General features: G+C 43.8%; 22 protein-coding genes. 11 read left to right on the forward strand and 11 right to left on the reverse strand.

What is annotated here, in order from left to right:
- Positions 1 to 237 precede the first annotated feature (237 nt).
- The 4 genes from dnaE to GO620_RS08575 all read left to right on the forward strand — a co-directional run bounded on the left by dnaE (position 238) and on the right by GO620_RS08575 (position 7,063).
- The gene (gene dnaE / locus GO620_RS08560) at positions 238 to 3,822 is read left to right on the forward strand and encodes a DNA polymerase III subunit alpha (protein ID WP_157524239.1); all 3,585 of its coding nucleotides are present in this window, start codon (positions 238 to 240) and stop codon (positions 3,820 to 3,822) included.
- A 171-nt stretch (positions 3,823 to 3,993) separates the two neighbouring features.
- The gene (locus GO620_RS08565) at positions 3,994 to 5,619 is read left to right on the forward strand and encodes an ArnT family glycosyltransferase (RefSeq protein WP_157524242.1); all 1,626 of its coding nucleotides are present in this window, start codon (positions 3,994 to 3,996) and stop codon (positions 5,617 to 5,619) included.
- A 67-nt stretch (positions 5,620 to 5,686) separates the two neighbouring features.
- Positions 5,687 to 6,481 carry an SDR family NAD(P)-dependent oxidoreductase gene (locus GO620_RS08570; RefSeq protein ID WP_157524244.1) on the forward strand — a complete coding sequence of 265 codons (795 nt, stop codon included), beginning with the start codon at positions 5,687 to 5,689 and terminating at the stop codon, positions 6,479 to 6,481.
- Between the two features lie 78 nt (positions 6,482 to 6,559).
- Complete coding sequence (locus GO620_RS08575) at positions 6,560 to 7,063, forward strand: GNAT family N-acetyltransferase (protein ID WP_157524246.1); 504 nt, start codon at positions 6,560 to 6,562, stop codon at positions 7,061 to 7,063.
- 96 nt (positions 7,064 to 7,159) lie between these two features.
- On the opposite strand, the gene GO620_RS08580 is transcribed toward GO620_RS08575, so the two are convergent.
- The gene (locus tag GO620_RS08580) at positions 7,160 to 7,576 is read right to left on the reverse strand and encodes an RNA-binding S4 domain-containing protein (RefSeq protein ID WP_157524248.1); all 417 of its coding nucleotides are present in this window, start codon (positions 7,574 to 7,576) and stop codon (positions 7,160 to 7,162) included.
- 66 nt (positions 7,577 to 7,642) lie between these two features.
- On the opposite strand from GO620_RS08580, the gene GO620_RS08585 reads away from it, so the two are divergent.
- The 4 genes from GO620_RS08585 to GO620_RS08600 all read left to right on the forward strand — a co-directional run bounded on the left by GO620_RS08585 (position 7,643) and on the right by GO620_RS08600 (position 10,741).
- Entirely contained in the window at positions 7,643 to 8,098 is a 456-nt protein-coding gene (locus GO620_RS08585) for a hypothetical protein (RefSeq protein ID WP_157524250.1), read from the forward strand.
- A 67-nt stretch (positions 8,099 to 8,165) separates the two neighbouring features.
- Complete coding sequence (locus tag GO620_RS08590; RefSeq protein ID WP_157524252.1) at positions 8,166 to 8,984, forward strand: 2,3,4,5-tetrahydropyridine-2,6-dicarboxylate N-succinyltransferase; 819 nt, start codon at positions 8,166 to 8,168, stop codon at positions 8,982 to 8,984.
- An 85-nt stretch (positions 8,985 to 9,069) separates the two neighbouring features.
- Entirely contained in the window at positions 9,070 to 10,182 is a 1,113-nt protein-coding gene (locus GO620_RS08595) for a glycosyltransferase family 4 protein (protein ID WP_157524254.1), read from the forward strand.
- Positions 10,175 to 10,741 (forward strand): L-threonylcarbamoyladenylate synthase, encoded by a 567-nt coding sequence (locus GO620_RS08600; protein ID WP_157524256.1) that lies wholly within the window; start codon positions 10,175 to 10,177, stop codon positions 10,739 to 10,741. Before GO620_RS08595 ends, GO620_RS08600 begins: the two co-directional genes overlap by 8 nt.
- Positions 10,742 to 10,743: 2 nt before the next feature.
- Here the strand turns inward: GO620_RS08600 and GO620_RS08605 are convergent, their stop codons facing one another.
- The 3 genes from GO620_RS08605 to GO620_RS08615 all read right to left on the reverse strand — a co-directional run bounded on the left by GO620_RS08605 (position 10,744) and on the right by GO620_RS08615 (position 12,737).
- Positions 10,744 to 10,956, reverse strand: coding sequence for a helix-turn-helix domain-containing protein (locus GO620_RS08605; protein WP_157524258.1), 213 nt, complete (start codon positions 10,954 to 10,956; stop codon positions 10,744 to 10,746).
- Between the two features lie 3 nt (positions 10,957 to 10,959).
- On the reverse strand, positions 10,960 to 11,439 hold the full coding sequence (locus GO620_RS08610) for a DUF2975 domain-containing protein (RefSeq protein ID WP_157524260.1): 480 nt from the start codon (positions 11,437 to 11,439) through the stop codon (positions 10,960 to 10,962).
- A gap of 62 nt (positions 11,440 to 11,501) precedes the next feature.
- Complete coding sequence (locus tag GO620_RS08615; RefSeq protein ID WP_157524262.1) at positions 11,502 to 12,737, reverse strand: alpha/beta hydrolase; 1,236 nt, start codon at positions 12,735 to 12,737, stop codon at positions 11,502 to 11,504.
- 110 nt (positions 12,738 to 12,847) lie between these two features.
- On the opposite strand from GO620_RS08615, the gene GO620_RS08620 reads away from it, so the two are divergent.
- Genes GO620_RS08620 through miaA form a run of 3 tightly spaced genes read left to right on the forward strand, consistent with a single transcriptional unit; the run spans position 12,848 to position 15,879 of the window.
- Entirely contained in the window at positions 12,848 to 14,260 is a 1,413-nt protein-coding gene (locus GO620_RS08620; protein ID WP_157524264.1) for a CCA tRNA nucleotidyltransferase, read from the forward strand.
- A gap of 39 nt (positions 14,261 to 14,299) precedes the next feature.
- Positions 14,300 to 14,947 (forward strand): IS1096 element passenger TnpR family protein, encoded by a 648-nt coding sequence (locus GO620_RS08625; RefSeq protein WP_157524266.1) that lies wholly within the window; start codon positions 14,300 to 14,302, stop codon positions 14,945 to 14,947.
- Between the two features lie 2 nt (positions 14,948 to 14,949).
- Complete coding sequence (gene miaA, locus GO620_RS08630; protein WP_157524268.1) at positions 14,950 to 15,879, forward strand: tRNA (adenosine(37)-N6)-dimethylallyltransferase MiaA; 930 nt, start codon at positions 14,950 to 14,952, stop codon at positions 15,877 to 15,879.
- On the opposite strand, the gene GO620_RS08635 is transcribed toward miaA, so the two are convergent.
- Genes GO620_RS08635 through gmd form a run of 7 tightly spaced genes read right to left on the reverse strand, consistent with a single transcriptional unit; the run spans position 15,863 to position 22,345 of the window.
- Positions 15,863 to 16,609, reverse strand: coding sequence for an HAD-IIB family hydrolase (locus GO620_RS08635; protein ID WP_157524270.1), 747 nt, complete (start codon positions 16,607 to 16,609; stop codon positions 15,863 to 15,865). The two genes, miaA and GO620_RS08635, sit on opposite strands and share 17 nt — an antisense overlap.
- A 19-nt stretch (positions 16,610 to 16,628) precedes the next feature.
- Complete coding sequence (gene rfbA, locus GO620_RS08640; RefSeq protein ID WP_157524272.1) at positions 16,629 to 17,489, reverse strand: glucose-1-phosphate thymidylyltransferase RfbA; 861 nt, start codon at positions 17,487 to 17,489, stop codon at positions 16,629 to 16,631.
- A gap of 1 nt (position 17,490) precedes the next feature.
- The gene (gene rfbD / locus GO620_RS08645; RefSeq protein ID WP_157524274.1) at positions 17,491 to 18,345 is read right to left on the reverse strand and encodes a dTDP-4-dehydrorhamnose reductase; all 855 of its coding nucleotides are present in this window, start codon (positions 18,343 to 18,345) and stop codon (positions 17,491 to 17,493) included.
- Positions 18,338 to 18,934 (reverse strand): D-sedoheptulose-7-phosphate isomerase, encoded by a 597-nt coding sequence (locus GO620_RS08650; RefSeq protein ID WP_157524276.1) that lies wholly within the window; start codon positions 18,932 to 18,934, stop codon positions 18,338 to 18,340. The genes rfbD and GO620_RS08650 overlap by 8 nt, the downstream gene beginning before the upstream one ends.
- Positions 18,935 to 18,949: 15 nt before the next feature.
- Entirely contained in the window at positions 18,950 to 20,260 is a 1,311-nt protein-coding gene (locus tag GO620_RS08655; protein WP_157524278.1) for a UDP-glucose dehydrogenase family protein, read from the reverse strand.
- 37 nt (positions 20,261 to 20,297) lie between these two features.
- Positions 20,298 to 21,227: a GDP-L-fucose synthase gene (gene fcl, locus GO620_RS08660; RefSeq protein ID WP_157524280.1), complete on the reverse strand. Its 930-nt coding sequence runs from the start codon at positions 21,225 to 21,227 to the stop codon at positions 20,298 to 20,300.
- A gap of 5 nt (positions 21,228 to 21,232) precedes the next feature.
- The gene (gene gmd, locus GO620_RS08665; RefSeq protein ID WP_157524282.1) at positions 21,233 to 22,345 is read right to left on the reverse strand and encodes a GDP-mannose 4,6-dehydratase; all 1,113 of its coding nucleotides are present in this window, start codon (positions 22,343 to 22,345) and stop codon (positions 21,233 to 21,235) included.
- Between the last annotated feature and the right edge of the window lie 25 nt (positions 22,346 to 22,370).

Consider the following 22,370-nt stretch of genomic DNA (forward strand, 5'->3'; position numbering starts at 1 on the left):
GGGTCATAGATATGTTACCTGAACTTAAATACAAACACCATGCAAAAAGGTTCTTTGTAACAAGACTTTTAAGTTGGTTTATTACAACCGGGAGCGCTAATACCCATGTTCATTTTACATCATTCATTATCAACATCTAACTGTAAATGTTAAAAAATACACCTGAGTACCGGAAGCGGACAGCAGTGTTTTTAAGTAAATTTGTTATCCTCTTTCAGAGACGATTGGATTTAGACTATGCCGGATTTTTCGCACCTACACGTACACACACAGTTTTCATTATTAGACGGGGCAGCAGATATTTCGAAGCTGTATAAAAAAGCCGCAGCCGATGGTATGAAAGCACTGGCCATAACGGACCATGGCAATATGTTCGGCGTATTTAAATTCGTGGCAGAGGCCGGTAAGCACAACATAAAACCAATTGTTGGCTGCGAGTTTTATGTGGTAGAAGACCGTCATAAAAAACAGTTTACTAAGGAGAACCGCGACGTACGCCATCATCAACTCCTGATCGCTAAAAACGCCGAAGGTTACAAAAACCTTATTAAACTCTGCTCGCTGGGTTATATGGAAGGCCTGTACAGCAAGTGGCCGCGAATAGACAAAGAACTTATACTTAAACATCACAAAGGGCTAATTGCCACAAGCTGCTGTATTGGTGCTTCTGTGCCGCAAGCCATCCTTAAAAAATCAGAAGCTGAGGCTGAGACGGAATTCAAATGGTGGCTCGATCTTTTTGGCGATGATTATTACATAGAACTGCAGCGCCATGAAATACCGGAGCAGCTGACCATTAATGAGACACTGCTCAAGTTTGCTAAAAAGCATAATGTAAAGGTGATTTGCTCTAATGACTCACACTACGTGGATCAGCAGGACTCAAACGCGCACGACATTTTGCTTTGTGTAAATACCGGCGATATGCAAAGCACCCCTATCGCTACTGACGAGGAAGGCGGCAAAGGCTACCGCTTTGGATTCCCTAACGATCAGTTTTATTTTAAGACCCAGGCAGAGATGGGCAAACTTTTTGCCGACATCCCCGAGTCGCTCGATAATACCAATGAGATAGTTGACAAGGTAGATGTGCTGAAGCTGAAACGCGACATCATGTTGCCTAACTTCCCTATACCCGAAAAGTTTAAGATCCATTCAGGGCCCGAATCTGATACGCTTAATCAATGGGAATATCTAAAGCACCTTACCTTTGAAGGTGCCAAAGAACGTTACCGCGACATTACTCCCGAAGTTGAAGAGCGTATTAACTTTGAGTTGTTCACCATCCGCACCATGGGCTTTGCGGGTTACTTTTTGATCGTGGCCGACTTTATCCGCGAGGGACGGAATATTGGTGTTTTTATTGGTCCGGGCCGTGGCTCGGCTGCCGGTTCTGTGGTAGCCTATTGTACTGGTATTACCAATATCGACCCGATAAAGTATAACCTGCTTTTCGAACGTTTCCTGAACCCTGATCGTAAATCGATGCCCGATATCGATACGGACTTTGATGACGAGGGCCGCCAGAAGGTTATCGACTACGTGGTAGACAAATACGGTCGTAACCAGGTAGCGCAGATTATAACTTACGGCTCTATGGCTGCCCGTACCAGTATACAGGACGTAGGCCGGGTGTTGGACATGCCGCTTTCTGAGGTGAACATGCTTAAGAAACTGGTTCCCGAAACTCTAGGCATAACTTTAAAAGGCGCTATAGATCAGGTACCCGAACTAAAAGAAATTTACGGAAGCAAAGAACTTAAGGGCATTGTGCTTCGCGAAGCAGAGAAATTAGAGGGCTCTGTACGTAATACGGGCGTTCACGCCGCGGGTATCATTATCGCACCCGACGATTTGACCAATATAGTTCCTGTCGCGACAGCAAAAGATTCTGATCTGCTTGTTACCCAATACGATGGCCGTGTAATTGAAGATGCCGGTGTAATCAAGATGGACTTTCTGGGCTTAAAAACCCTCACTATCATTAAGGGCGCGTTGCAGATGATCAAAGAGAACCACGGAGTAGAGATCGACATTGATTACATTCCGCTGGATGATCAAAAGACCTTTGAGCTTTACCAGCGTGGCGATACTAATGGCACTTTCCAGTTTGAAAGTGACGGTATGCAAATGTACTTGCGCGAGTTGAAGCCAGATAAGTTTGAAGACCTCATAGCCATGAACGCCTTGTATCGCCCGGGACCGATAGAGTACATCCCGAATTTTATAAAGCGTAAGCACGGTCTTGAGCCCATTACCTACGATCTGGCAGATATGGAGGAGTACCTGTCAGAGTCATATGGAATTACGGTTTACCAAGAACAGGTGATGCTTCTATCGCAAAAATTGGCGGGCTTTAGCAAAGGTGACGCCGACGTTTTGCGTAAGGCAATGGGTAAAAAGCAGATAGAGGTGCTTAATAAAATGGAAGCCCAGTTTATGGACGGCGCTGTTGCCAAAGGCCATCCTAAAGATAAACTGACAAAGATCTGGACCGACTGGAAAGCCTTTGCTCAGTATGCCTTTAACAAATCGCACTCTACTTGTTACGCCTTTGTGGCCTATCAGACCGCCTGGCTAAAGGCGCATTATCCGGCAGAGTACATGTCGGCGGTGTTGAATAACCAGAACAGTATCGACAAGATCTCTTTTTTTATGGAAGAATGCCGCCGTATGGGTATCAACGTGCTAGGCCCCGATGTTAACGAATCATTCCTGGCATTTACGCCTAATGCTAAAGGCGAGATCCGTTTTGGATTGGGCGGTATAAAAGGCGTTGGTGAAAAGGCTATCGAAAGCATTATTGACGAGCGTAAAGAAAATGGCCCATACCAAAACATTTACGACTTTGCCAAGCGAACTAACACCCGGAATGTCAACAAAAAATCGTACGAAAATTTAGTTTACAGCGGAGCCTTTGACGGCTTTAATATGAAGCGCGCGCAGTTTTTTGCCAAAACCGAGAATGGGTTGCTTACCGGTGTTGAACGCTTAATTAAGTTTTCTGCAGATTATCAGAATACACAAAACAGTTCGCAGGTATCGTTATTTGGCGGGGCGGTTGCGTCATATATCCCAGAGCCTACGATGCCCGAGAGTGAAGAATGGCCGCTGATAGAAAAGCTAAAGTACGAAAAGGATATGATCGGTATTTATTTGACCGGTCACCCGCTCGACAATTATAAACACGAATTGCAGCGTTTTTGCAATAGCACCGTAAGCGATCTCAAACTGATGGTTAAAGCCCGCTCAGGCGAAGGCGGCGAGGAGGTGCAGAATGCCTTTAACGAATTGCGTAAACGCGGCGAAATATGTGTTGGAGGTTTAATGAGCAACGTGCAGCACAAGATGACTAAAACGGGAAAGCCGTTCGGCACATTTATATTGGAAGATTACAACGAATCGTACGAGTTTGCCTTGTTTGGTGACGATTATATAAAATTCCGCAACCTGATGTCCGATGGGTATTTTGTACACATCAAAGGCCATATCATCGAAAAGTTCCGTCAGGTGGGCAATTGGGATCTGGGTATCAGCGCTATATCATTACTCTCAGAAATGCGCGATAAGCATACCAAATCGCTTACAGTACATATCGAGATTAATTCGTTAAGCAATCAGTTGCTCTTAGACTTAAAGCAGATAGTAGACAATAACAATCAGAAATATCCGGCTAAGAATTGCATGCTCAAGTTTCTGGTGAAAGACCAGGCGGAAAACCTGAGTATACAAATGCCATCAAAATCTGTGAAGGTAAACCCAAGCGATGACCTGCTCGAAGAGATCATGCAGTTAACGCATGTAGCGCCGGTGCTGGCTTAGGTTTTGACTTCCCCTCTCGAGAGGGGTTAAGGGGTGTGTTATCTGAAAATAGCTTTTTAATTTGCGTGCGACCTTTTCGCGTGCTTAATATGAGGGAGCGATAATGTCACAATTCTCAATTATTATTATAAAATTTGGCACTTGCTGCGAACAGTCCGGCTTTGTTACCCTATGAAGAATATTTTAGAAAGTAATGCCCGCAAATACACCCTGCTGGTCATCGTCATTACTTTTATTGCAAGGCTTTTCGTGGCAGCATACACAGGCCTGGGCATTGGCGAATCTTATTATTTCCGCGGGGCGTTAAGTTTTGATCTTAGTTATTTTGACCAGCCACCATTGTTTTTTTGGCTTGGCGGTATCAGCGTAAAATTGTTGGGCTTAACAAACCTTGGGCTTCGTTTTCCTTCGGTTCTATTGTTCGCAGGTACCAGCTGGTTATTATATTTAGTAACTGCACGATTATTTAACCCACGTTCCGGGTTTTGGGCGGTAGTATTGATCAACCTCAGCGCAGTGTTTACTATCCCTATCGCGGTATGGTTTCAACCCGACGCACCACTGATGTTCTTTTGGATGCTCAGTGCCTACTTCATTGTCGAGCTGCTTTTCACTTACAACAACAAAGAAAAATTAGACCGTAACAAAGGCAAGGTATATACTTTATGGATATTGATCGGCATTAGCATGGGGCTTGATGTGTTGAGCAAATACCATGTGCTTTTCTTGTTGGTGGGCGTGTTCATTTTTATTATCGCTAATAAGAAACAACGCCATTGGCTAACCCACCCCGGTCTATACATAGCGTTTTTGATCGCAGTTGCATTGGCGTTCCCGGTTATTTGGTGGAATTACAAAAACGATTGGATCTCCTTTACATTTCAGGGAAACCGTGCAGGTTCGGGCACTCATGGGTTCAGCCTCCACCCCGAATGGTTTTTACGCAGCATTGGCGGCCAGGCATTGTGGCTCTTGCCTTGGATATGGGTACCGCTTGTTATTCAATTATGGACAAGCTTTAAAAGTCGCAGCAAATCTGAGGCATATGGATTTATCTTTTGGACATCCGTATTGCCATTGGTATTCTTCACCCTGGTAACCCTATGGAGCGATTTGCAATACCACTTCCACTGGCAGGCACCGGGGTACATGATGCTGTTTATTCCTCTTGGGTTTGCTGTAGATAAAGCCTTAAATAATCATGGTAAGCGCTCGGCATTGTTCAATCGCCGCTGGTTAACATTCAGCATATTGTTTACATGTATCGTTTTGCTGGTGGCAAACTTACAGGAGATCACAGGTTTTTGGCGTTATTATGGGCCGAAATGGATAGTGCACTTTGGCGGTGAAAAAACGGAACCCACAATACAAGGCACTGATTACATCGACATTCAGAAACGCTTTGAGAAAGAAGGCTGGTTAAACGACCCAAAAATATTTACGGGCAGCACCCGCTGGTGGCTTACGGGCAAGATCGATTGGGCACTTAAAGGCAAAAAGCCCATCATTGTTTTTGACGAAGACCCGCGTAACCTGGCATTTTTAGTCGACCCGAAAACCTTAGTCGGCGATGACGCTGTGATACTTGGTCAAGAGCATCAGAAAAGTATCGACCTGAACGTAACACCTTTTTTCGACAGCGTAACCCAAATGCCCGACATCATCATTTACCGCAGCGGAGTAGATGAGTTGCACCTACAGGTCTACTATTGCAAGAACTTTCATAAAAGCGTAAAACCGCACGAAGAGTTCCCGGTTTACCGGCAATTGACCGGCAGGCCGCCGTTTGGGAACTAGTCTGTCATAGAAATGCACGGAAATCTTATCTGCTAAACAATCCGTTAATCAGCATGGTATTGTTTTCATGAATTTACAACTGAAAGATAAAACTGCCTTGGTGACCGGCTCTACCGCCGGCATAGGATATTCAATAGCGAAACAATTAGCGCAAGAAGGTGCAATAGTTACTGTTACAGGTCGCACGCAAAAGCGTGTGGACGAAGCAGTAAATAGTATAAAAAAAGAAACCGGCAACGAAAATGTCGCCGGAATTACGGTAGACTTTAGCAACGCCGAAGATATTAACAACCTGACAGAGCAGCTTACGGAAGTTGATATTCTGATCAACAACGTTGCCATATTCGAACCCAAGGAGTTTAAGGCGATAACTGATGATGACTGGTTTAATTTCTTTAATGTGAATGTAATGAGCGGCGTCCGCTTATCGCGCGTTTACTTCGATAAAATGATAGCCAAAAACTGGGGCCGTATTATTTTCATCGCTAGCGAATCGGCATTGAATATTCCTAAAGAAATGATCCATTACGGCGTTACCAAAACCGCTATGCTTGGTTTGTCGCGCGGGCTGGCAGAGCTCACTAAGAACACGAACGTAACGGTAAATACTGTTATGCCCGGCCCTACTCTATCTGAAGGTGTCGGCGGATTTATCGAGAAGATAGCCCGGGACAAAAATCAAACGGTAGAAGAAGTGGAAAAAGATTTCTTTGTATCCATGCGCCCTACCTCCATAATTCAACGCTTTCTAACCACAGACGAGATCGCCAATACTGTTACTTACCTGGCTAGTCCGCTTTCCGCAGCAACTAACGGCGCTGCCATCCGTGCCGAGGGCGGCCTGCTGACGACTGCGGTTTAAAGGCGTCCCCAACCCATCTCCAAAAGAGAAGGGCTTGATTTCCTTTTGTGCGTGGCCATTTATAAATTATTTTTGGCCATGCACATCAGACGCGCCACCACATCAGACATCACCGCTATTATGCTTCTTATAAAAAAGGTTATTCCGCTGATGCGGGCCGCCGGTAATTTGCAGTGGGATGATAATTATCCTAACCCGGAGAAGTTCGCCTTAGACATCAGCAAAAACCAGCTCTGGGTTGCAGAAGAAGATGGTAAAATAGCAGGCGTTGCAGCATTGACAATCGACCAGGATCCTGAGTATGCCGATGTAGGCTGGGATATTACCGAACCGGCTATAGTTACACATCGCCTGGCTGTTGACCCCGACTTTCAAGGTCGCGGCGTTGCCGCGGCCTTACTTAATATAGCCGAAGGAATTGCTTTAGAACGCGGCTTTAAAACGCTGCGTATCGATACCAATAACAACAACAAAGCTACGCAGGCTCTATTCCCAAAATTGGGATATAAATTTTGCGGCGAAATTGGGCTGCAATTCAGGCCGGGGTTAAGATTCTATTGTTATGAGAAGAGATTAGATTAATAGCAGCTACCAACAGCAGACCGCATTGTTTCCAGATAACCATTATTGAACAGTTATGACGGATCAGGAACATGTATTACTGTGCGACTATTAATATTACTCCTCACTTCCTTCAACGTTTCTGTCAAAGTAATCTTGCTGCAGGTCATCTATCTCGCGGCGGTCGCGCTTGGTTGGTCGGCCTGTGCCTCGGTCGCGGCGCAGCTGTGGTGCCTGGAACATGGATTGAAACCCGGCACGTTGTTCTACCGGTGTCTGGTCTTCATAGAAATTCACAGCGGTTTTGGCATCAACCCTATTCTCCAGCAGGCCCGTCACTAATATAATCTTTCGCTCCGGGCCTTTAGCCACGTTGTACAGTTCATTGATCTTTACTTCGTGCGATGCTTTCACGTTAGCGCCATTCAATTTTACCCGGCCGGCTTTACATGCTTCGGTAGCGAGCGAGCGGGTTTTAAACAGGCGGATGGCCCATAAATATTTATCTACGCGTAACTTTTCTTTCTCAGGCATATTGCGTTTACAAAAAGGGTAAATATTTTACAACGGCGCAAATGTTGTTTTAAATATATTTGAGCAATGGAATTTGAAGAGGATTACCTGCCCGAAGGCGGTAAGCATGAATACGATATTGAGATATATTCGCGCACAGCAGTATTCTGGTTTACGCTAATATTTACCACGCTTTTTGGCGGCACGCTGTTGGTCTTGAATTTAAGGGGAGCTGGATATACCCGCAGGGCGATAATCGTCGGGGTTTTTTCCGTAGCTTATTATGTTGTTGAAACGTTCGCGGCAACCTTTATCGCTAAAAATTATTTGCTGCATCTTAAAGCACAAGATCTGTTGTTTGCCCTAAGCGTTATCAAATTAGCATTTGATCTTACCGCCGCGCTAATACTGGTTTTGGTTTTTTACAAACGCTATTTCCCAGAGAAGGATTACTATCCTAAAAGTGTAACTGCACCATTGGCCGTAGCATTTGTTTTGTTTGTAATATACTCCATCATTGGCCAGGGGCTCATGAAACATTAAGCAACTATTTAGCGTTTTACAGCCAACCTTATAACCGAAAACATTTACTTTGCGAAAATTTTAACCGATGATTTTAGATCTTAAAGCAAAAATTGAAGCAGCATGGGACGACCGCTCCTTGCTGAAAGAAACCGAATACACCAACGCGATAGATACTGTTATTGAACAGCTCAACAACGGCCAAATGCGCGTTGCAGAATATATTACCGGCCGCTGGCATGTGAACGACTGGATCAAGAAAGCAGTGATCCTGTACTTCCCGATCATGGAGATGCAGGAAATAAAAGTTGGGCCGTTTGTGTTTCATGATAAAATGAAACTAAAGACCGACTACAAAAAATCCGGGGTACGTGTAGTGCCGCATGGTATTGCCCGTTATGGCGCTTACCTTGCTAAAGGCGTAATCATGATGCCATCATACGTAAACATTGGTGCCTATGTTGACGAGGGCACAATGGTTGATACCTGGGCTACCGTGGGTTCATGCGCCCAGATTGGCAAACATGTTCATCTAAGTGGCGGCGTGGGCATTGGCGGCGTGTTAGAACCCGTTCAGGCTGCGCCGGTAATTATAGAGGATAACTGCTTTATTGGCTCGCGTGCCATAGTTGTAGAAGGCGTGCATGTAGAAAGCGAAGCCGTTTTAGGTGCCAACGTTGTGTTGACAGCCTCAACCAAGATCATTGACGTTACCGGCGAAGAACCGATTGAATATAAAGGCGTGGTGCCGGCGCGTTCTGTGGTAATACCGGGATCGTACACCAAAAAATTCGCGGCTGGCGAGTACCAGGTGCCATGTGCATTAATTATCGGCAAAAGAAAAGAATCTACAGACAAGAAAACATCGCTTAACGACGCGTTGAGAGATAACAATGTTGCTGTATAATTTTGAATGAAAGAATGATAGAAGGATTGAGTTTTAAGAATTGTCGTCTCATTCATTCATTCACTCATTCTATCATTCTTTCATTATGAACATCGGTTTCGATGCTAAGCGTGCTTTCTTGAACCGTACCGGCTTGGGTAATTACAGCCGCTGGCTCATTAATGGCCTGGCCAAATTGCATACCGAAAACAAGTACTTGCTTTATACACCAAAGCTTTCAACACTCTACGCACCTAAAGGGTTAAATACCTTTGTAAAAACACCCACGCTAAGATTATTTACTTCACGTTGGCGGGCAAGCGGCATTATACGTGATCTAAAACGCGATGAAATCGATCTTTATCATGGTTTAAGTCACGAATTACCGTTCGGCTTAAAACGTACCGGAATTAAAGGTATAGTTACTGTGCACGATGTGATTTTTATGCGCTACCCGCAATACTTTAAAGCTATTGACCGGTTCTTTTACAAAGCGAAATTAAAAGTCGCGTGCCGCGAATCGGACCGTATTGTGGCCATGAGCCAAAAAACTAAAGATGATATTGTCGACATTTTTGGCACCAACCCGGCAAAAATTGAAGTAATCTACCAGGGTTGCGACCCGGCTTTTAAAGTTGAGGCCGGTTTAGACAAATTAGAAGAGGTGCGTAAGCGGTATAACCTCCCGGAAAAGTACCTGCTTAACGTGGGGACAATAGAAGAGCGTAAAAACCTTTTACTGTTGGAAAGGTCTTTAAGAAACATCCCTGACATTAAACTGGTTGTTGTTGGTAAGATAACTAAGTATCTTGACGAAGTACAGATTTTTATCGCACAGAACCAGCTTAGGGAACGGGTAATTTTCCTGCACAACGTACCCTTTGCAGACCTTCCTGCTATCTATCAGGGCGCGGCATGTTTTATTTATCCCTCGCGCTACGAAGGTTTTGGCATACCAATTTTAGAGGCATTGGTGAGTAAAGTTCCGGTGATAGCTGCGACAGGATCTTGCCTGGAAGAAGCGGGCGGACCGGATTCCATTTACGTTGATCCGGATGATGATAGAGCTCTCGCCAAAGCTATCAATAGCCTCCTAAGTGATGAACAATTGCGCAACAAGATGATAATCGCCGGACTAAATTATTCGGCTAACTTTGACGATGAAAAATTGATACAGCAATATGCTAAACTGTATCAGCAAGTGTTAGATCATGCTTAAAGACGAAATTGACAAAGCGCTAAACGTAATTCGGGACGGCGGTATTATCCTCTATCCCACCGACACTATTTGGGGTATCGGCTGCGACGCCACAAATACCGACGCTGTTAAGAAGATCTACCAGTTAAAGCAACGCGAAGAAAGTAAAAGCATGATCATTCTCGTGGACGCCGATCATAAACTAGAGCAATACATTACAGAAGTACCTGCCATTGCTTTCGACTTGATTGAATTCGCAGAAAACCCTCTAACGCTAGTAATGCCGGGCGCTAAAAACATCTCTCCGGCATTGATCGCCGAAGACGGCAGCGTAGGCATCAGAGTGAGTGCCCACCCTTTTTGCCAGCAATTGATTCAGCGTATGCGCAAGCCCCTCGTTTCCACCTCGGCAAACATTAGCGGGCAGCCCTCACCACAATTTTTTGATGAAGTTACCGAGGACATATTGAACGGAGTGGATTACGTTGCAGACGTAGATCAGCTCTTGCGCGAGCCCAAAAAACCATCTACTATCATGCGTTTAGATGCGAAAGGTCATTTCGAGTTTATACGCAGATAACATTATCTTTTTTCAGCTTCATACTCCAGGATATCGCCGGCCTGGCAGTCTAATGCTTTGCAAATAGCTTCCAGCGTGCTAAAGCGGATTGCCTTAGCCTTGCCGGTTTTCAAGATAGAAAGGTTAGACAGCGTGAGATCGACTTTCTCTGAAAGCTCATTTAGCGACATTTTCCGTTTCGCCATCATCACGTCCAGGTTTACAATAATAGGCATGGCTTAAATGGTTAGGTCGTTTTCAGATTTGATGTCGATGGCGCTTTGCAAAACTTTTTCGAACACTGCTGCCGCTGTAGCAACCACAATAGTTGCAAACGCGGTTGTCATGCATAGCATCATAAAGCCTGCGGGGTCGTCGCCTTTGGCGTGAAATATCCTGATGAATACAGCTGTCAGTAAAATGCAACCTGCCAGGGCTAGCGAACAAAGTTTGATGCTTCGTAGTGCCAATACCGCATCTGTAGAAAATACCCTGTTACGCCCAATGTAGCCTAATAGTTTAAATGCTTTATAAAGTCCGGTAAAAAACGCGGATGATGAAGCATAAACAAATAATATAAACGGATCTGCATAAATGTGAAACAAATCAAGGTCAGCCGCCCGGCCTTCCCTTGTTGGGAAAACAATTAGAATGGTTAACGTGATAACACCTATCAGGACAAGCACGCCTTGAAGAAATACGGTAGAAATTCTTTTCATAACAATTGCAAAGTTTGAATCCAATGCAATTATAATAAATATTTATCGATTTTCAATAAATTTTATTTGTTTATCAGTTTATTTAATTTTGTTCTCGTATCAGAAAATTCTTTTAGGCTCAGTGCCTTTTGGTATAGTTCAATTGCTTTACTCTTATCGTGCACAGCATTGTAGTAATCACCCATGCTGTCATAAACGTTGTAACTGTTGGGGTAAGCATTAATATTATATTGCAAAAACGTATAGGCTAATTTGGGATTGGCGGATATCAAATTTAAGCCAAAATCGTTCATTACGTCTTCTGGAGGGGAGAATTTGTAACCCATATTTTTAGATATCTCATTATAATGGGCTTCCACTTTAGCTATGATTGGCCCGGATGGTATATTTTTGTCAAAGAACGTTTTCGTAAGCGATTGTGGTATTGCATAATCCCTGAAAATAAAACGCAAAGCATCGTATTCTGTGATAAATGGTATAGATCCGTGACTGTCGTTAGCGTAATAGTGGTAAGCAAATTTTAATTTATTGTTAATAGCCTCTTTTTGGAAAATATCTTTAAGATTTAATATAGCACGGATGTGCCCTGTAGCGGCCGATGTATCTTTTCTTGCCAATGTAGTATCCATGTCTTCGGGCAGAGTATTGGCAATTCCCATGTACAGACTTTTACTTGTCAGATTTTCTTTTGCAAAGCTTTTTCTGGCATAGCTTAACGCGATACCCCTATCAAACCACATACTTGGATCGATGGCTACATAGCTGTTGAACAACCCGGGTTGGCCTGCCAATGTGTTAATTACCAGTAAGCCACCAAGCGAGTGGCCAATTAACATTTTATATGAGGCTGCTGGGTAATTTAGGTTGATATACGGCATCAATTCCAATTCGATAAAAGATATGAAATCCTTACCTCCGCCCGAATTCTTAAGAGGGCCTATATGGTTCGGGGTGAGGTCACGCAAGCGGTCGGTGTTAGGTATGGCAACAACTATCATTTCGGGACAAACAGTACCGCTTAATTGCTGTACCATACCCGCCACAGATGCAAAATGTGCGTCTCCATCGAGCAGATATATTACGGGATATTTCTTTGGGGCATAGATGCTTTCGGCGGCACTTGCAGGTACATAAACCCATATTTTGCGTGTCTCCTTCAATATTTTTGAATTTACACTGTCAATAACACCCATTACAATTTTATTATTTTTAACCGTTTGCGCACTTACTGATAGTGCCGAAAGAACGATTGCATAAATAAAAAATAGCTTGCTTAGTGGATGTAGTACAAATTTCATATTGAGGCGGGTTTAAATTCTTGACAGGCTAATATAAACTTTACGGTAAGAAAGGCAATTACCAACACATATATTATAGATTTGCAACGTGGCAAAATCTTACCTCTTTGATGAAGCAGCACTTACGACATCCCATATTCCCGATAATCTCAAAACTTGCCGGCAAACTTGATCTGCAGGCGTTTGCCATTGGCGGCTACGTACGGGATATCTTTTTAAACCGCGCTTCGAAAGATATCGATATCGTTGTTATAGGTAACGGGATAGCATTTGCCGAAGAAGTGGCAAAACAACTTAACGTAAAACTGGCCGTTTTTAAAAACTTTGGTACGGCTATGTTGCGGTATAAAGATGTGGAGGTTGAATTTGTAGGTGCCCGCAAAGAGTCTTACCGCGCAGAATCGCGCAAACCAATTGTTGAGAACGGCACCTTGGAGGATGATCAAAAACGTCGCGACTTTACTATTAATGCACTTGCTATATCACTTTACCCTGATAATTATGGATTATTGATTGATCCCTTCAATGGCATTGCAGACCTGGAAAGCAAACTGATACGCCCCCCCCTTGATCCGTCAGAAACATTTAGTGATGATCCGCTGCGAATGATGCGTGCCATCAGGTTTGCTTCGCAATTAGGTTTTGAAATTGATGAAAGCGCCGTAGCCGCCATAAAACAAAACAAAGAACGCATCGGCATAGTATCTCAAGAGCGTATCACAGATGAATTGAACAAGATCATCCTTTCGCCTAAGCCCTCGGTTGGATTTAAATATTTATTCGATACCGGTCTGCTACACATCATTTTTCCGCAAATGGTTGCGCTTTACGGTGTCGACTATATTGACGGCCGTGGCCATAAAGATAATTTTTACCATACCCTGCAAGTTCTAGACAATATCTGTGCAGACACTGACGATCTTTGGCTGCGCTGGGCTGCTATATTGCATGACATCGCAAAACCTGCCACCAAACGCTTCGAGCCCGGCCACGGATGGACCTTCCACGGCCATGAGGATAAAGGTGCGCGCATGGTACCAAAAATATTCGCGCAATTGAAACTTCCGCTGAATGAGCACATGAAGTTTGTGCAAAAGCTGGTTCAGCTGCATTTGCGACCAATTGTACTTGCACAGGATATTATTACAGACTCTGCAGTACGGCGTCTGCTTTTTGAGGCAGGCAGCGATGTAGAAAGCCTGATGATGCTTTGCAAGGCCGATGTAACTACCAAAAACGAGTACAAGATTAAAAAATATCGTAACAATTTTGAGCTAGTACAGCAAAAATTAAAGGATGTAGAAGAGCGCGACAGCATCCGTAATTGGCAGCCCCCTGTTACCGGCGATGATATTATGCAACTTTTTGGCATTACTGCGGGCCGTGAGGTTGGGATTATTAAGAATCAAATACGCGAGGCCATTCTTGAAGGCGATATCCCGAATGACAGAGCGGCTGCGCTCGAATATACCGTAGCAAAAGGCGAAGAATTTGGCTTAAAAGTTGTGGAGAAACCTTTTTAAATTAAAGTGCTATTTTTGGCGAAAATCTACTTTTAAAACATGGCTATATATAGGTTCAAGGTAACTTTTGAGGATTATGACGAGGTGTCGCGCGAGATTGATATAAAGTCTAATCAAACGTTTGCTGACCTGCACACGGCGATACATCAGGCTACCGGTTACGCAGCAGATTATCCGTCATCTTTCTACATTAGCAATGACCAATGGACCAAGGGCGAAGAGTTTGCTTACAAACCTAATGCGCGTAAAACAGAACGTGGTGTTAAGTTGATGGAGAACGCTAAACTGAGCAACTTTATTGATGACCCGCACCAAAAATTCTATTACACTTTCAATTTCGACAGGCCATTTGACTTCCATGTCGAGTTGATAAAGATCCTGAATGAAACGCCGGGCACAACTTATCCAAGTGTATTTAGGAGCACCGGCGAAGCACCAAAACAATTTGGCAATGTGTTAGGGCAAACGGTAATCCCACCTACCGACGAAGATTTTGACTTCCTTAACGAAATGGAATTTAATCCCGAAGATGCTGAAGATTTTTCTGAAGTTAAGGATACAGGTTTGGAAACCCACGAAGAAGAGCAAGAAAGCCATGAGGAGGAAGAAGACGAGTTTGGTAACGAGTTTTCTGATGACGACGAAGACGGCTATTCGGGCCGCAAGGGCAGCAGCGACGATTATTAATATTGGCAGCAGCAACCGATAAAACGCTTATTGTTGTTGCAGGCCCCACTGCAGTTGGCAAAACGGCGGCGGCTATCAAACTTGCTCAGCACTTCGGAACAGAAATTGTTTCTGCAGACTCCAGGCAGTTCTATAAGGAAATGTCTATCGGCACGGCCAAACCCACAATTGATGAACTTGCCGCCGCACCTCACCATTTTATAGGCTCACATTCCGTTGAAGAAAATTTCACTGTCGGCGATTTCGAAAAGGCTGGTGTCAATGCGATCAATGAAATATTCAGATTTAAAAATATTGCTGTTCTAGTCGGCGGATCAGGGTTGTTTGTAAAAGCTATCTGTGAAGGATTTGATGAACTGCCATCCGCACCGGCGGAAGTGAGAGAGAAGCTAAACATTCAATTAAAGGAGCACGGGATCGACAGCCTTCAACTACGACTTAAAGAAGCTGACCCTGTCTACTATGCCGAAGTTGATATCAATAACCCACAACGCGTTATAAGAGCTTTAGAAGTATTTGACGCTACAGGCAAACCGTTCTCGTCATTTCGCAGTGCAAATGTAATGTCAAGGCCTTTTCGTATAGTCAAGATCGGTCTAAATATGCCAAGAGAGATCCTTTATGACAGGATCAATCAACGGGTTGATGCAATGATCGCCGATGGATTAGTCGATGAAGTTAAAAGCCTCCTGCCCTATCGCCATTTGAACGCGTTAAACACGGTAGGTTATACAGAAATATTCGACTACCTGGAAGGCAAGATTAACTTGCCGACTGCCATTGAACTTGTTAAACAGCATACACGTCAATTCGCTAAACGACAGCTTACTTGGTTCAATAATGACAAAGAAATTCATTGGATAAATCCATCGGAAGATGACGTGCTTAAGGTTGCGAAGCGATTATTGGAAACTTCTAATCCAGGCAACTAACAATCGCGTCAATTAAGTGAGTGGTTTCTTTGGGGTCGCGGGTTAAGATGCATTTGGCGCCGGTTGTTTTCGCCGGATAATCATTACCACCTTTAAATAAGGCATCGCCGATAAATAACATTTTAGTGATCGGAATTTTGAGCACCTCTTTCAGTTTATGTATACCGTAAGCTTTGTCTATGCCAGGCTTTGTCACGTCTATCGATGTAGCACCGCCTAACTGTACCGCAAATTCAGGAATGGTTTTGTCCAAAATGGCTTTGATCTTGCGCCGTTTATCGAAGTGCGGGTCCCACTCTTGTTTAGGTTTAAGCGGTGCCTGCTGGCCTAAGGCAGAAAACGTGATCTGGCTGTCGCGGTCTTCTATCTGTTCACCCCAGATTTTCTCCGGCTTAAAACCTGTTTGTTCTACCGCCTTATTTAATGATGAAATAATCTTCTTCTTTTCAGCAGCGGTAAAGTTTTCCGAGTATAGCTTTTGCCAATCTTTACCATCATATTGGTAGAACTTAGTACCACAGGTGGGGAGTATAAACAGATTATTGAACTGACTGTCTTTAGGCAAGTGAGAAATTACCTGCTTATCAAATTGCGGCCAATCACCGCCTGATATAATAGCAACTTTTACCGTGTCTAACAGGCTGTGCAATAGGCGCGCCATGTCAGCATCTATGGCCGCCTTGCTTTGGGCAAGGGTACCGTCAAGATCAAATATGATGAGCTTTTTCATCAAGGGTATTAACCCCGTATCAGTCCTGAAGTTTTAATAAATATTGGCCGTAACCGCTTTTGATATATTTCTGAGCCAGCACTTCAAGTTGGGTACGGTCTATAAAACCCATACGATAAGCAACCTCTTCAATGCAACCGATCTTTGTATCCTGGCGTTTTTCAATTACGCGCACAAACTCTGTTGCGTCGCTAAGCGAATCAAATGTTCCGGTATCCAGCCAGGCAGTGCCCCTGTCCATCACCCCCACATGCAAATTGCCTTGTTCCAGATAACGCTTATTTACGTCGGTTATCTCGTACTCGCCACGTGGAGAAGGAGCAATATTTTTTGCGATTTCAACAACCGAATTATCGTAAAAGTATAAACCGGGTACTGCGTAATTTGACTTTGGTTTCGCCGGTTTCTCTTCTATAGATAGCGCTTTAAATTGTTTGTCAAATTCCACTACGCCATAACGCTCAGGATCGGCAACAGCATAAGCAAATATCGCAGCACCATCTACATCATTAAAACTTTGCACCAACTGACTAAATCCCGACCCGTGAAAAATATTGTCACCCAGCACTAACGCAACCTTATCGTTACCAATAAATTGTTCCCCTATCACAAAGGCCTGCGCAAGGCCATTGGGCACTTCTTGTATTGCATATTCAAAACGGCAACCCAACTCGCGCCCGTCTCCTAATAGACGCTCAAATCCGGCCTGGTCATCAGGAGTCGTTATGATCAAAATCTCATTAATCCCTGCCAGCATTAATACAGAAAGCGGATAATAGATCATGGGCTTATCATATATGGGCATCAACTGCTTGCTTATGGCTTTGGTGATAGGATACAAGCGCGTACCCGACCCACCGGCAAGAATAATTCCTTTCATACTACTGCAATGCTTTAATACAAGTGATCAGGCTATCTCTCCAATATGGGATATCAATTCCCAGATCTTTTTTAATTTTTGATTTGTCCATCACAGAAAATTTAGGCCTTTCTGCTTTTGTTGGATATTCTGTGGTTTTTAAAGGTTTTACCAGCATTTCTACGCCAGCGATGTGAAATATCGCTACCGCAAAGTCATACCATGACAATACTCCCTCGTTGCTGTAATGATATAAACCATAAGCTTTGCTTTCGTTGCGGATTATCTGGAATATTGCTTCGGCAAGGTCTATCGCATAGGTGGGGGTACCAACCTGATCTGCGATAACACCCAATTCCGTTTTTGTCTCTGCCAATTTGAGCATCGTTTTCACAAAGTTATTGGCAAACTCAGAATAAAGCCAACTGGTTCGTAAGATAAAATACTTGCCGTCTACAGCGGTTATCGCCTGCTCGCCCTCAAGCTTAGTTAACCCGTAAACACTCAGCGGTTGGGTAGGGTCGGTCTCGTTAAGTAATTTAGGGACGTTTCCTTTGAATACAAAGTCGGTCGAAACATGTATCAAACAGCTGTTGTATGCTTTGCATAATTCGGCTACATTAGCTGCGCCGTTATTATTTACATTGCGCGCAGCTTCAACTTCATCCTCAGCCTTATCAACAGCTGTATAAGCGGCGCAATTGATCACATGTTCAGGCTTATACTTTGCAAATGTGTTTTCAAGTGCGGCACGATCAAGAATATTAGCGTCTTGCGTGCCCAAAAAGATAATATCTTTCAGCCCGTTTTTATCGGCAACATTTTTTAAAGATTGGCCCAACTGGCCTGAGCTACCAAATACAATGATACTACCCATCAATTTTATTTAAATGCCCAAACAAGGTCTCTTCTACTATACAGCACAAAATATGGCCTATAAGTATATGTGATTCTTGGATTCGCGGAGTTGACGGCGACGGAACTTTAATGCATACATCGCAATATTGCGCCATAGCACCACCATTTAACCCGGTAAACCCAATAGTTTTTATACTCATTTTCCCGGCAGATTGCAACGCCTTTAAAATATTGGGCGAATTACCTGAAGTAGATATGCCTATAAAAACATCACCGGCTTTACCGTGCGCTTCTACCTGGCGCGAAAACAACAATTCATAACCGTAATCATTACCAACAGCAGTAAGCACAGATGTGTCTGTAGATAAGGCTAGTGATGGCAGCCCCGGCCTGTCGAAATAAAAGCGGCTCACAAATTCGGCGGCAATATGCTGTGCATCAGCAGCACTACCCCCATTTCCGGCCAGCAAGGTTTTACCTTGTGACTCATAGCTTTTTAAGATCAGGTTTGCTGCATCAGCAATTTGCTGAAGCAGATCGGCATCATTAAGCAATGCCTCTTTAGTAGAGATAGAGTCTGTTATTTGTTGCTTTATAAAAGATAACATTAGTTGATATTAAGCTTACATAACAATTTTCCGGCCTATACTGTTGTAATAAAAACCAAGATCTATCATTTTGTCAAGGTCATACAAGTTGCGCCCATCAAATATCACTTTACTTTTCAGATCGCGCGTAAGGCGGTCAAAATCGGGGTTACGGAAAACAGACCACTCTGTCACAATCAGCAGGGCATCAGCCTTTGGTAATGCCTCGTAAGCACTTTCAACATATTTTATCTTATCTCCCAATAATGCCTTTATGTTCGGCATTGCCTCCGGATCGTGCGCGGTTATTGTGGCGCCCGCCTGAAGCAGTTCATCTATGATATATAATGCTGGCGCTTCCCGTATATCATCTGTTTCAGGTTTAAAGGCAAGTCCCCATAATGCAAAATGCTTGCCGTTCAGGTCGTTATTGAAATATTTTTTAACTTTTTGCACCAAAACTTTTTTCTGGATCTCGTTAACGTCCATTACGGCGTTTAGTATCTTAAAATCATACTCATTCTGTTCTGCAGATTTAGCCAGGGCTTGTACATCTTTAGGAAAACAACTACCTCCGTAACCAATACCCGCAAACAAAAAGCGTTTACCTATACGGGCATCGGCACCTATGCCACGGCGTACCATGTCAACATCTGCACCAACTAGTTCGCACATGTTCGCAATTTCATTCATGAAGGATATCTTGGTGGCCAGGAAAGAGTTAGCGGCATACTTCGTCAGTTCTGACGAACGCTCATCCATAAAGATAACCGGGTTACCTTGTCTTACATATGGCCCATACAACTCTGACATTAGCTTGCGCGCGCGTTCATCTGTTGTGCCCACCACTACCCTGTCGGGCTTCATAAAGTCTTCAACAGCGACACCTTCACGTAAAAACTCTGGGTTAGATACAACTGCAAACTCAATGCTTGTTTCTTTAGCCATAACGGCCCTAACCTTGTCTGCGGTGCCAACAGGCACTGTAGATTTGGTTACTATAACTTTGTATTCTTTAATGATCTTTGCAATGTCTGCAGCAGCGCCAAGCACATAACTTAGATCTGCTGCACCATCCCCGCCCGGCGGAGTTGGCAAAGCAAGGAAAATGATCTTCGCTTCTTCAATGGCCTCTGCCAAATTTGCGGTAAAATGCAGCCTGTCTTGCTTAATATTCCGATGAAAGAGCTGTTCGAGACCCGGTTCGTAGATAGGCAGTTCTCCTGCTCTCATCTTTTCTACCTTTTCTTTATTGATATCTACGCAAATTACTTCGTTACCTGTCTCTGCAAGGCACGTACCGGTTACTAAACCTACATAGCCGGTTCCAACAACTGCTATCTTCATTTTTAATTATTTTATAGGTATAATGATACTAATTTATTTAAGCATGCTTTTCCAAAAAGTCTTGGTAAGCTAACCATATGCCTTCTTTTAAACCAATAGTATATTTCCAACCCTTTTGGTTAAGTTTCGACACATCCATCAGTTTACGAGGCGTACCATCGGGCTTTGTGCTGTCGAACGTTAGCCTACCCTGGTAGCCGACTACATCTTTAACTAGATGAGCGAGCTCGCTGATAGACAAATCTTCACCTGTGCCTACGTTCACCAAGCCGGGCTCGTCATAGTTTTGCATCAGATAAAAACAGGCATCTGCCAAGTCATCTGCAAATAAAAATTCACGTAATGGTTTACCACTACCCCACACTACAACTTCCGAAGTATTATCCCTTTTTGCTTCATGGAAGCGGCGGATCAACGCCGGCAACACGTGCGAGTTTTGCGGGTGATAGTTATCGTTGTAGCCATATAAATTGGTTGGCATAACAGATATGAAATTACAGCCATATTGTGCACGGTATGCATCGCACATTTTTATACCAGCTATCTTAGCTATTGCATAAGGCTCATTAGTTTCTTCAAGCCGGCCGGTTAACAAATAATCTTCCTTAAGCGGCTGCGGAGCCAGTTTCGGGTAGATGCAGCTCGAACCAAGGAACATTAACTTTGCGACTCCGTTTTTGTAAGACGAGTGGATGATATTGTTTTGTATCTGCAGGTTATCATACAAAAATTCGGCGCGGTAGGTATTGTTGGCAACAATACCGCCAACCTTGGCGGCAGCCACAAATACGTATCCGGGTTTTTCTGATTCGAAGAAGCCAGCCACTGCTGCTTGGTCGCGTAAGTCAAGTTCTGCAGACGTACGCGTAATTAAATTGTTGAATCCCTCGCGCTGTAGTTTCCTCATAATGGCCGACCCTACCATTCCGCGATGACCGGCTATATAAACCCTGGCGTTTTTATCCATAAATACTATTCGTACTGGTTTTTGATCTGGTAACCCGACGATTTTAAAATCCTGTCTTTTTCAAATAGTTCAATATCGGCAGCCACCATTTCTTTTACCAAACCGTTTAAGTCATATTTAGGTTCCCAGCCCAATTTATCTTTTGACTTTGTTGGATCGCCTATCAATAGGTCTACCTCTGTAGGCCTGAAATATTTAGGGTCTACCGCAACCACTTCCGTACCATTTTCAACCTGGTAGGCAGAGTTGCTACAGCTGACTACATAACCTTTCTCTTCAACACCTTCATTTTTAAAGTCAATCTCAATTCCTACTTCGGCAAACGCCATACGTACGAATTCGCGTACGCGGGTGGTAACACCTGTGGCAATTACAAAATCTTCTGCTTTTTCTTGCTGCAGGATTAGGTACATTGCCTCTACATAGTCTTTTGCATGGCCCCAGTCACGCTGCGCGTCAAGGTTGCCCAGGTACAGTTTGTCTTGCAAACCCATAGCTATTTTGGCAACCGCGCGTGTGATCTTCCGCGTTACAAATGTTTCGCCCCGTAACGGACTTTCATGGTTAAATAAAATACCGTTGCAAGCATACATATCATATGCTTCGCGGTAGTTTACAGTTATCCAGTAACCGTAAAGTTTGGCCACCGCGTACGGCGACCGCGGGTAAAAAGGCGTTGTTTCTGATTGCGGCACCGCCTGTACCAGGCCATATAATTCTGAGGTTGACGCCTGGTAGATACGGGTCTTTTTAATCAGGCCCAGTAACCTTACCGCTTCCAATATCCGTAAGGTACCTATACCATCCGCATTAGCCGTATATTCCGGGGTTTCGAAACTCACTTGAACGTGAGACATGGCACCTAAATTATAGATCTCGTCGGGCTGTACCTGTTGTATTATGCGGATAATATTTGTTGAGTCTGCAAGATCCCCATAGTGCAAAAAAAAGTTTTTATCAGACTCATGCGGGTCTTGGTACAAGTGGTCTATCCTGTCGGTATTGAATAGTGAGCTGCGGCGCTTTATGCCGTGGACCTCATACCCTTTAGATAACAACAGGTCTGCTAAATATGCACCGTCCTGTCCGGTAATTCCTGTAACTAATGCTTTCTTCATGTGATTACTTGTACGTCGATTGTAT

The sequence above is a fragment of the Mucilaginibacter ginkgonis genome (genome assembly GCF_009754905.2).
Classification (GTDB): Bacteria; Bacteroidota; Bacteroidia; order Sphingobacteriales; family Sphingobacteriaceae; genus Mucilaginibacter; species Mucilaginibacter ginkgonis.

What these genes read in the sequence shown, in the direction of transcription:
- dnaE (WP_157524239.1), top strand. Translation starts at nt 238, where the DNA reads ATGCCGGATTTTTCGCACCTACACGTACACACACAGTTTTCATTATTA.
- GO620_RS08565 (WP_157524242.1), top strand. Translation starts at nt 3,994, where the DNA reads ATGAAGAATATTTTAGAAAGTAATGCCCGCAAATACACCCTGCTGGTC.
- GO620_RS08570 (WP_157524244.1), top strand. Translation starts at nt 5,687, where the DNA reads ATGAATTTACAACTGAAAGATAAAACTGCCTTGGTGACCGGCTCTACC.
- GO620_RS08575 (WP_157524246.1), top strand. Translation starts at nt 6,560, where the DNA reads ATGCACATCAGACGCGCCACCACATCAGACATCACCGCTATTATGCTT.
- GO620_RS08580 (WP_157524248.1), bottom strand. Translation starts at nt 7,576, where the DNA reads ATGCCTGAGAAAGAAAAGTTACGCGTAGATAAATATTTATGGGCCATC.
- GO620_RS08585 (WP_157524250.1), top strand. Translation starts at nt 7,643, where the DNA reads ATGGAATTTGAAGAGGATTACCTGCCCGAAGGCGGTAAGCATGAATAC.
- GO620_RS08590 (WP_157524252.1), top strand. Translation starts at nt 8,166, where the DNA reads ATGATTTTAGATCTTAAAGCAAAAATTGAAGCAGCATGGGACGACCGC.
- GO620_RS08595 (WP_157524254.1), top strand. Translation starts at nt 9,070, where the DNA reads ATGAACATCGGTTTCGATGCTAAGCGTGCTTTCTTGAACCGTACCGGC.
- GO620_RS08600 (WP_157524256.1), top strand. Translation starts at nt 10,175, where the DNA reads ATGCTTAAAGACGAAATTGACAAAGCGCTAAACGTAATTCGGGACGGC.
- GO620_RS08605 (WP_157524258.1), bottom strand. Translation starts at nt 10,956, where the DNA reads ATGCCTATTATTGTAAACCTGGACGTGATGATGGCGAAACGGAAAATG.
- GO620_RS08610 (WP_157524260.1), bottom strand. Translation starts at nt 11,439, where the DNA reads ATGAAAAGAATTTCTACCGTATTTCTTCAAGGCGTGCTTGTCCTGATA.
- GO620_RS08615 (WP_157524262.1), bottom strand. Translation starts at nt 12,737, where the DNA reads ATGAAATTTGTACTACATCCACTAAGCAAGCTATTTTTTATTTATGCA.
- GO620_RS08620 (WP_157524264.1), top strand. Translation starts at nt 12,848, where the DNA reads ATGAAGCAGCACTTACGACATCCCATATTCCCGATAATCTCAAAACTT.
- GO620_RS08625 (WP_157524266.1), top strand. Translation starts at nt 14,300, where the DNA reads ATGGCTATATATAGGTTCAAGGTAACTTTTGAGGATTATGACGAGGTG.
- GO620_RS08635 (WP_157524270.1), bottom strand. Translation starts at nt 16,609, where the DNA reads ATGAAAAAGCTCATCATATTTGATCTTGACGGTACCCTTGCCCAAAGC.
- rfbA (WP_157524272.1), bottom strand. Translation starts at nt 17,489, where the DNA reads ATGAAAGGAATTATTCTTGCCGGTGGGTCGGGTACGCGCTTGTATCCT.
- rfbD (WP_157524274.1), bottom strand. Translation starts at nt 18,345, where the DNA reads ATGGGTAGTATCATTGTATTTGGTAGCTCAGGCCAGTTGGGCCAATCT.
- GO620_RS08650 (WP_157524276.1), bottom strand. Translation starts at nt 18,934, where the DNA reads ATGTTATCTTTTATAAAGCAACAAATAACAGACTCTATCTCTACTAAA.
- GO620_RS08655 (WP_157524278.1), bottom strand. Translation starts at nt 20,260, where the DNA reads ATGAAGATAGCAGTTGTTGGAACCGGCTATGTAGGTTTAGTAACCGGT.
- fcl (WP_157524280.1), bottom strand. Translation starts at nt 21,227, where the DNA reads ATGGATAAAAACGCCAGGGTTTATATAGCCGGTCATCGCGGAATGGTA.
- gmd (WP_157524282.1), bottom strand. Translation starts at nt 22,345, where the DNA reads ATGAAGAAAGCATTAGTTACAGGAATTACCGGACAGGACGGTGCATAT.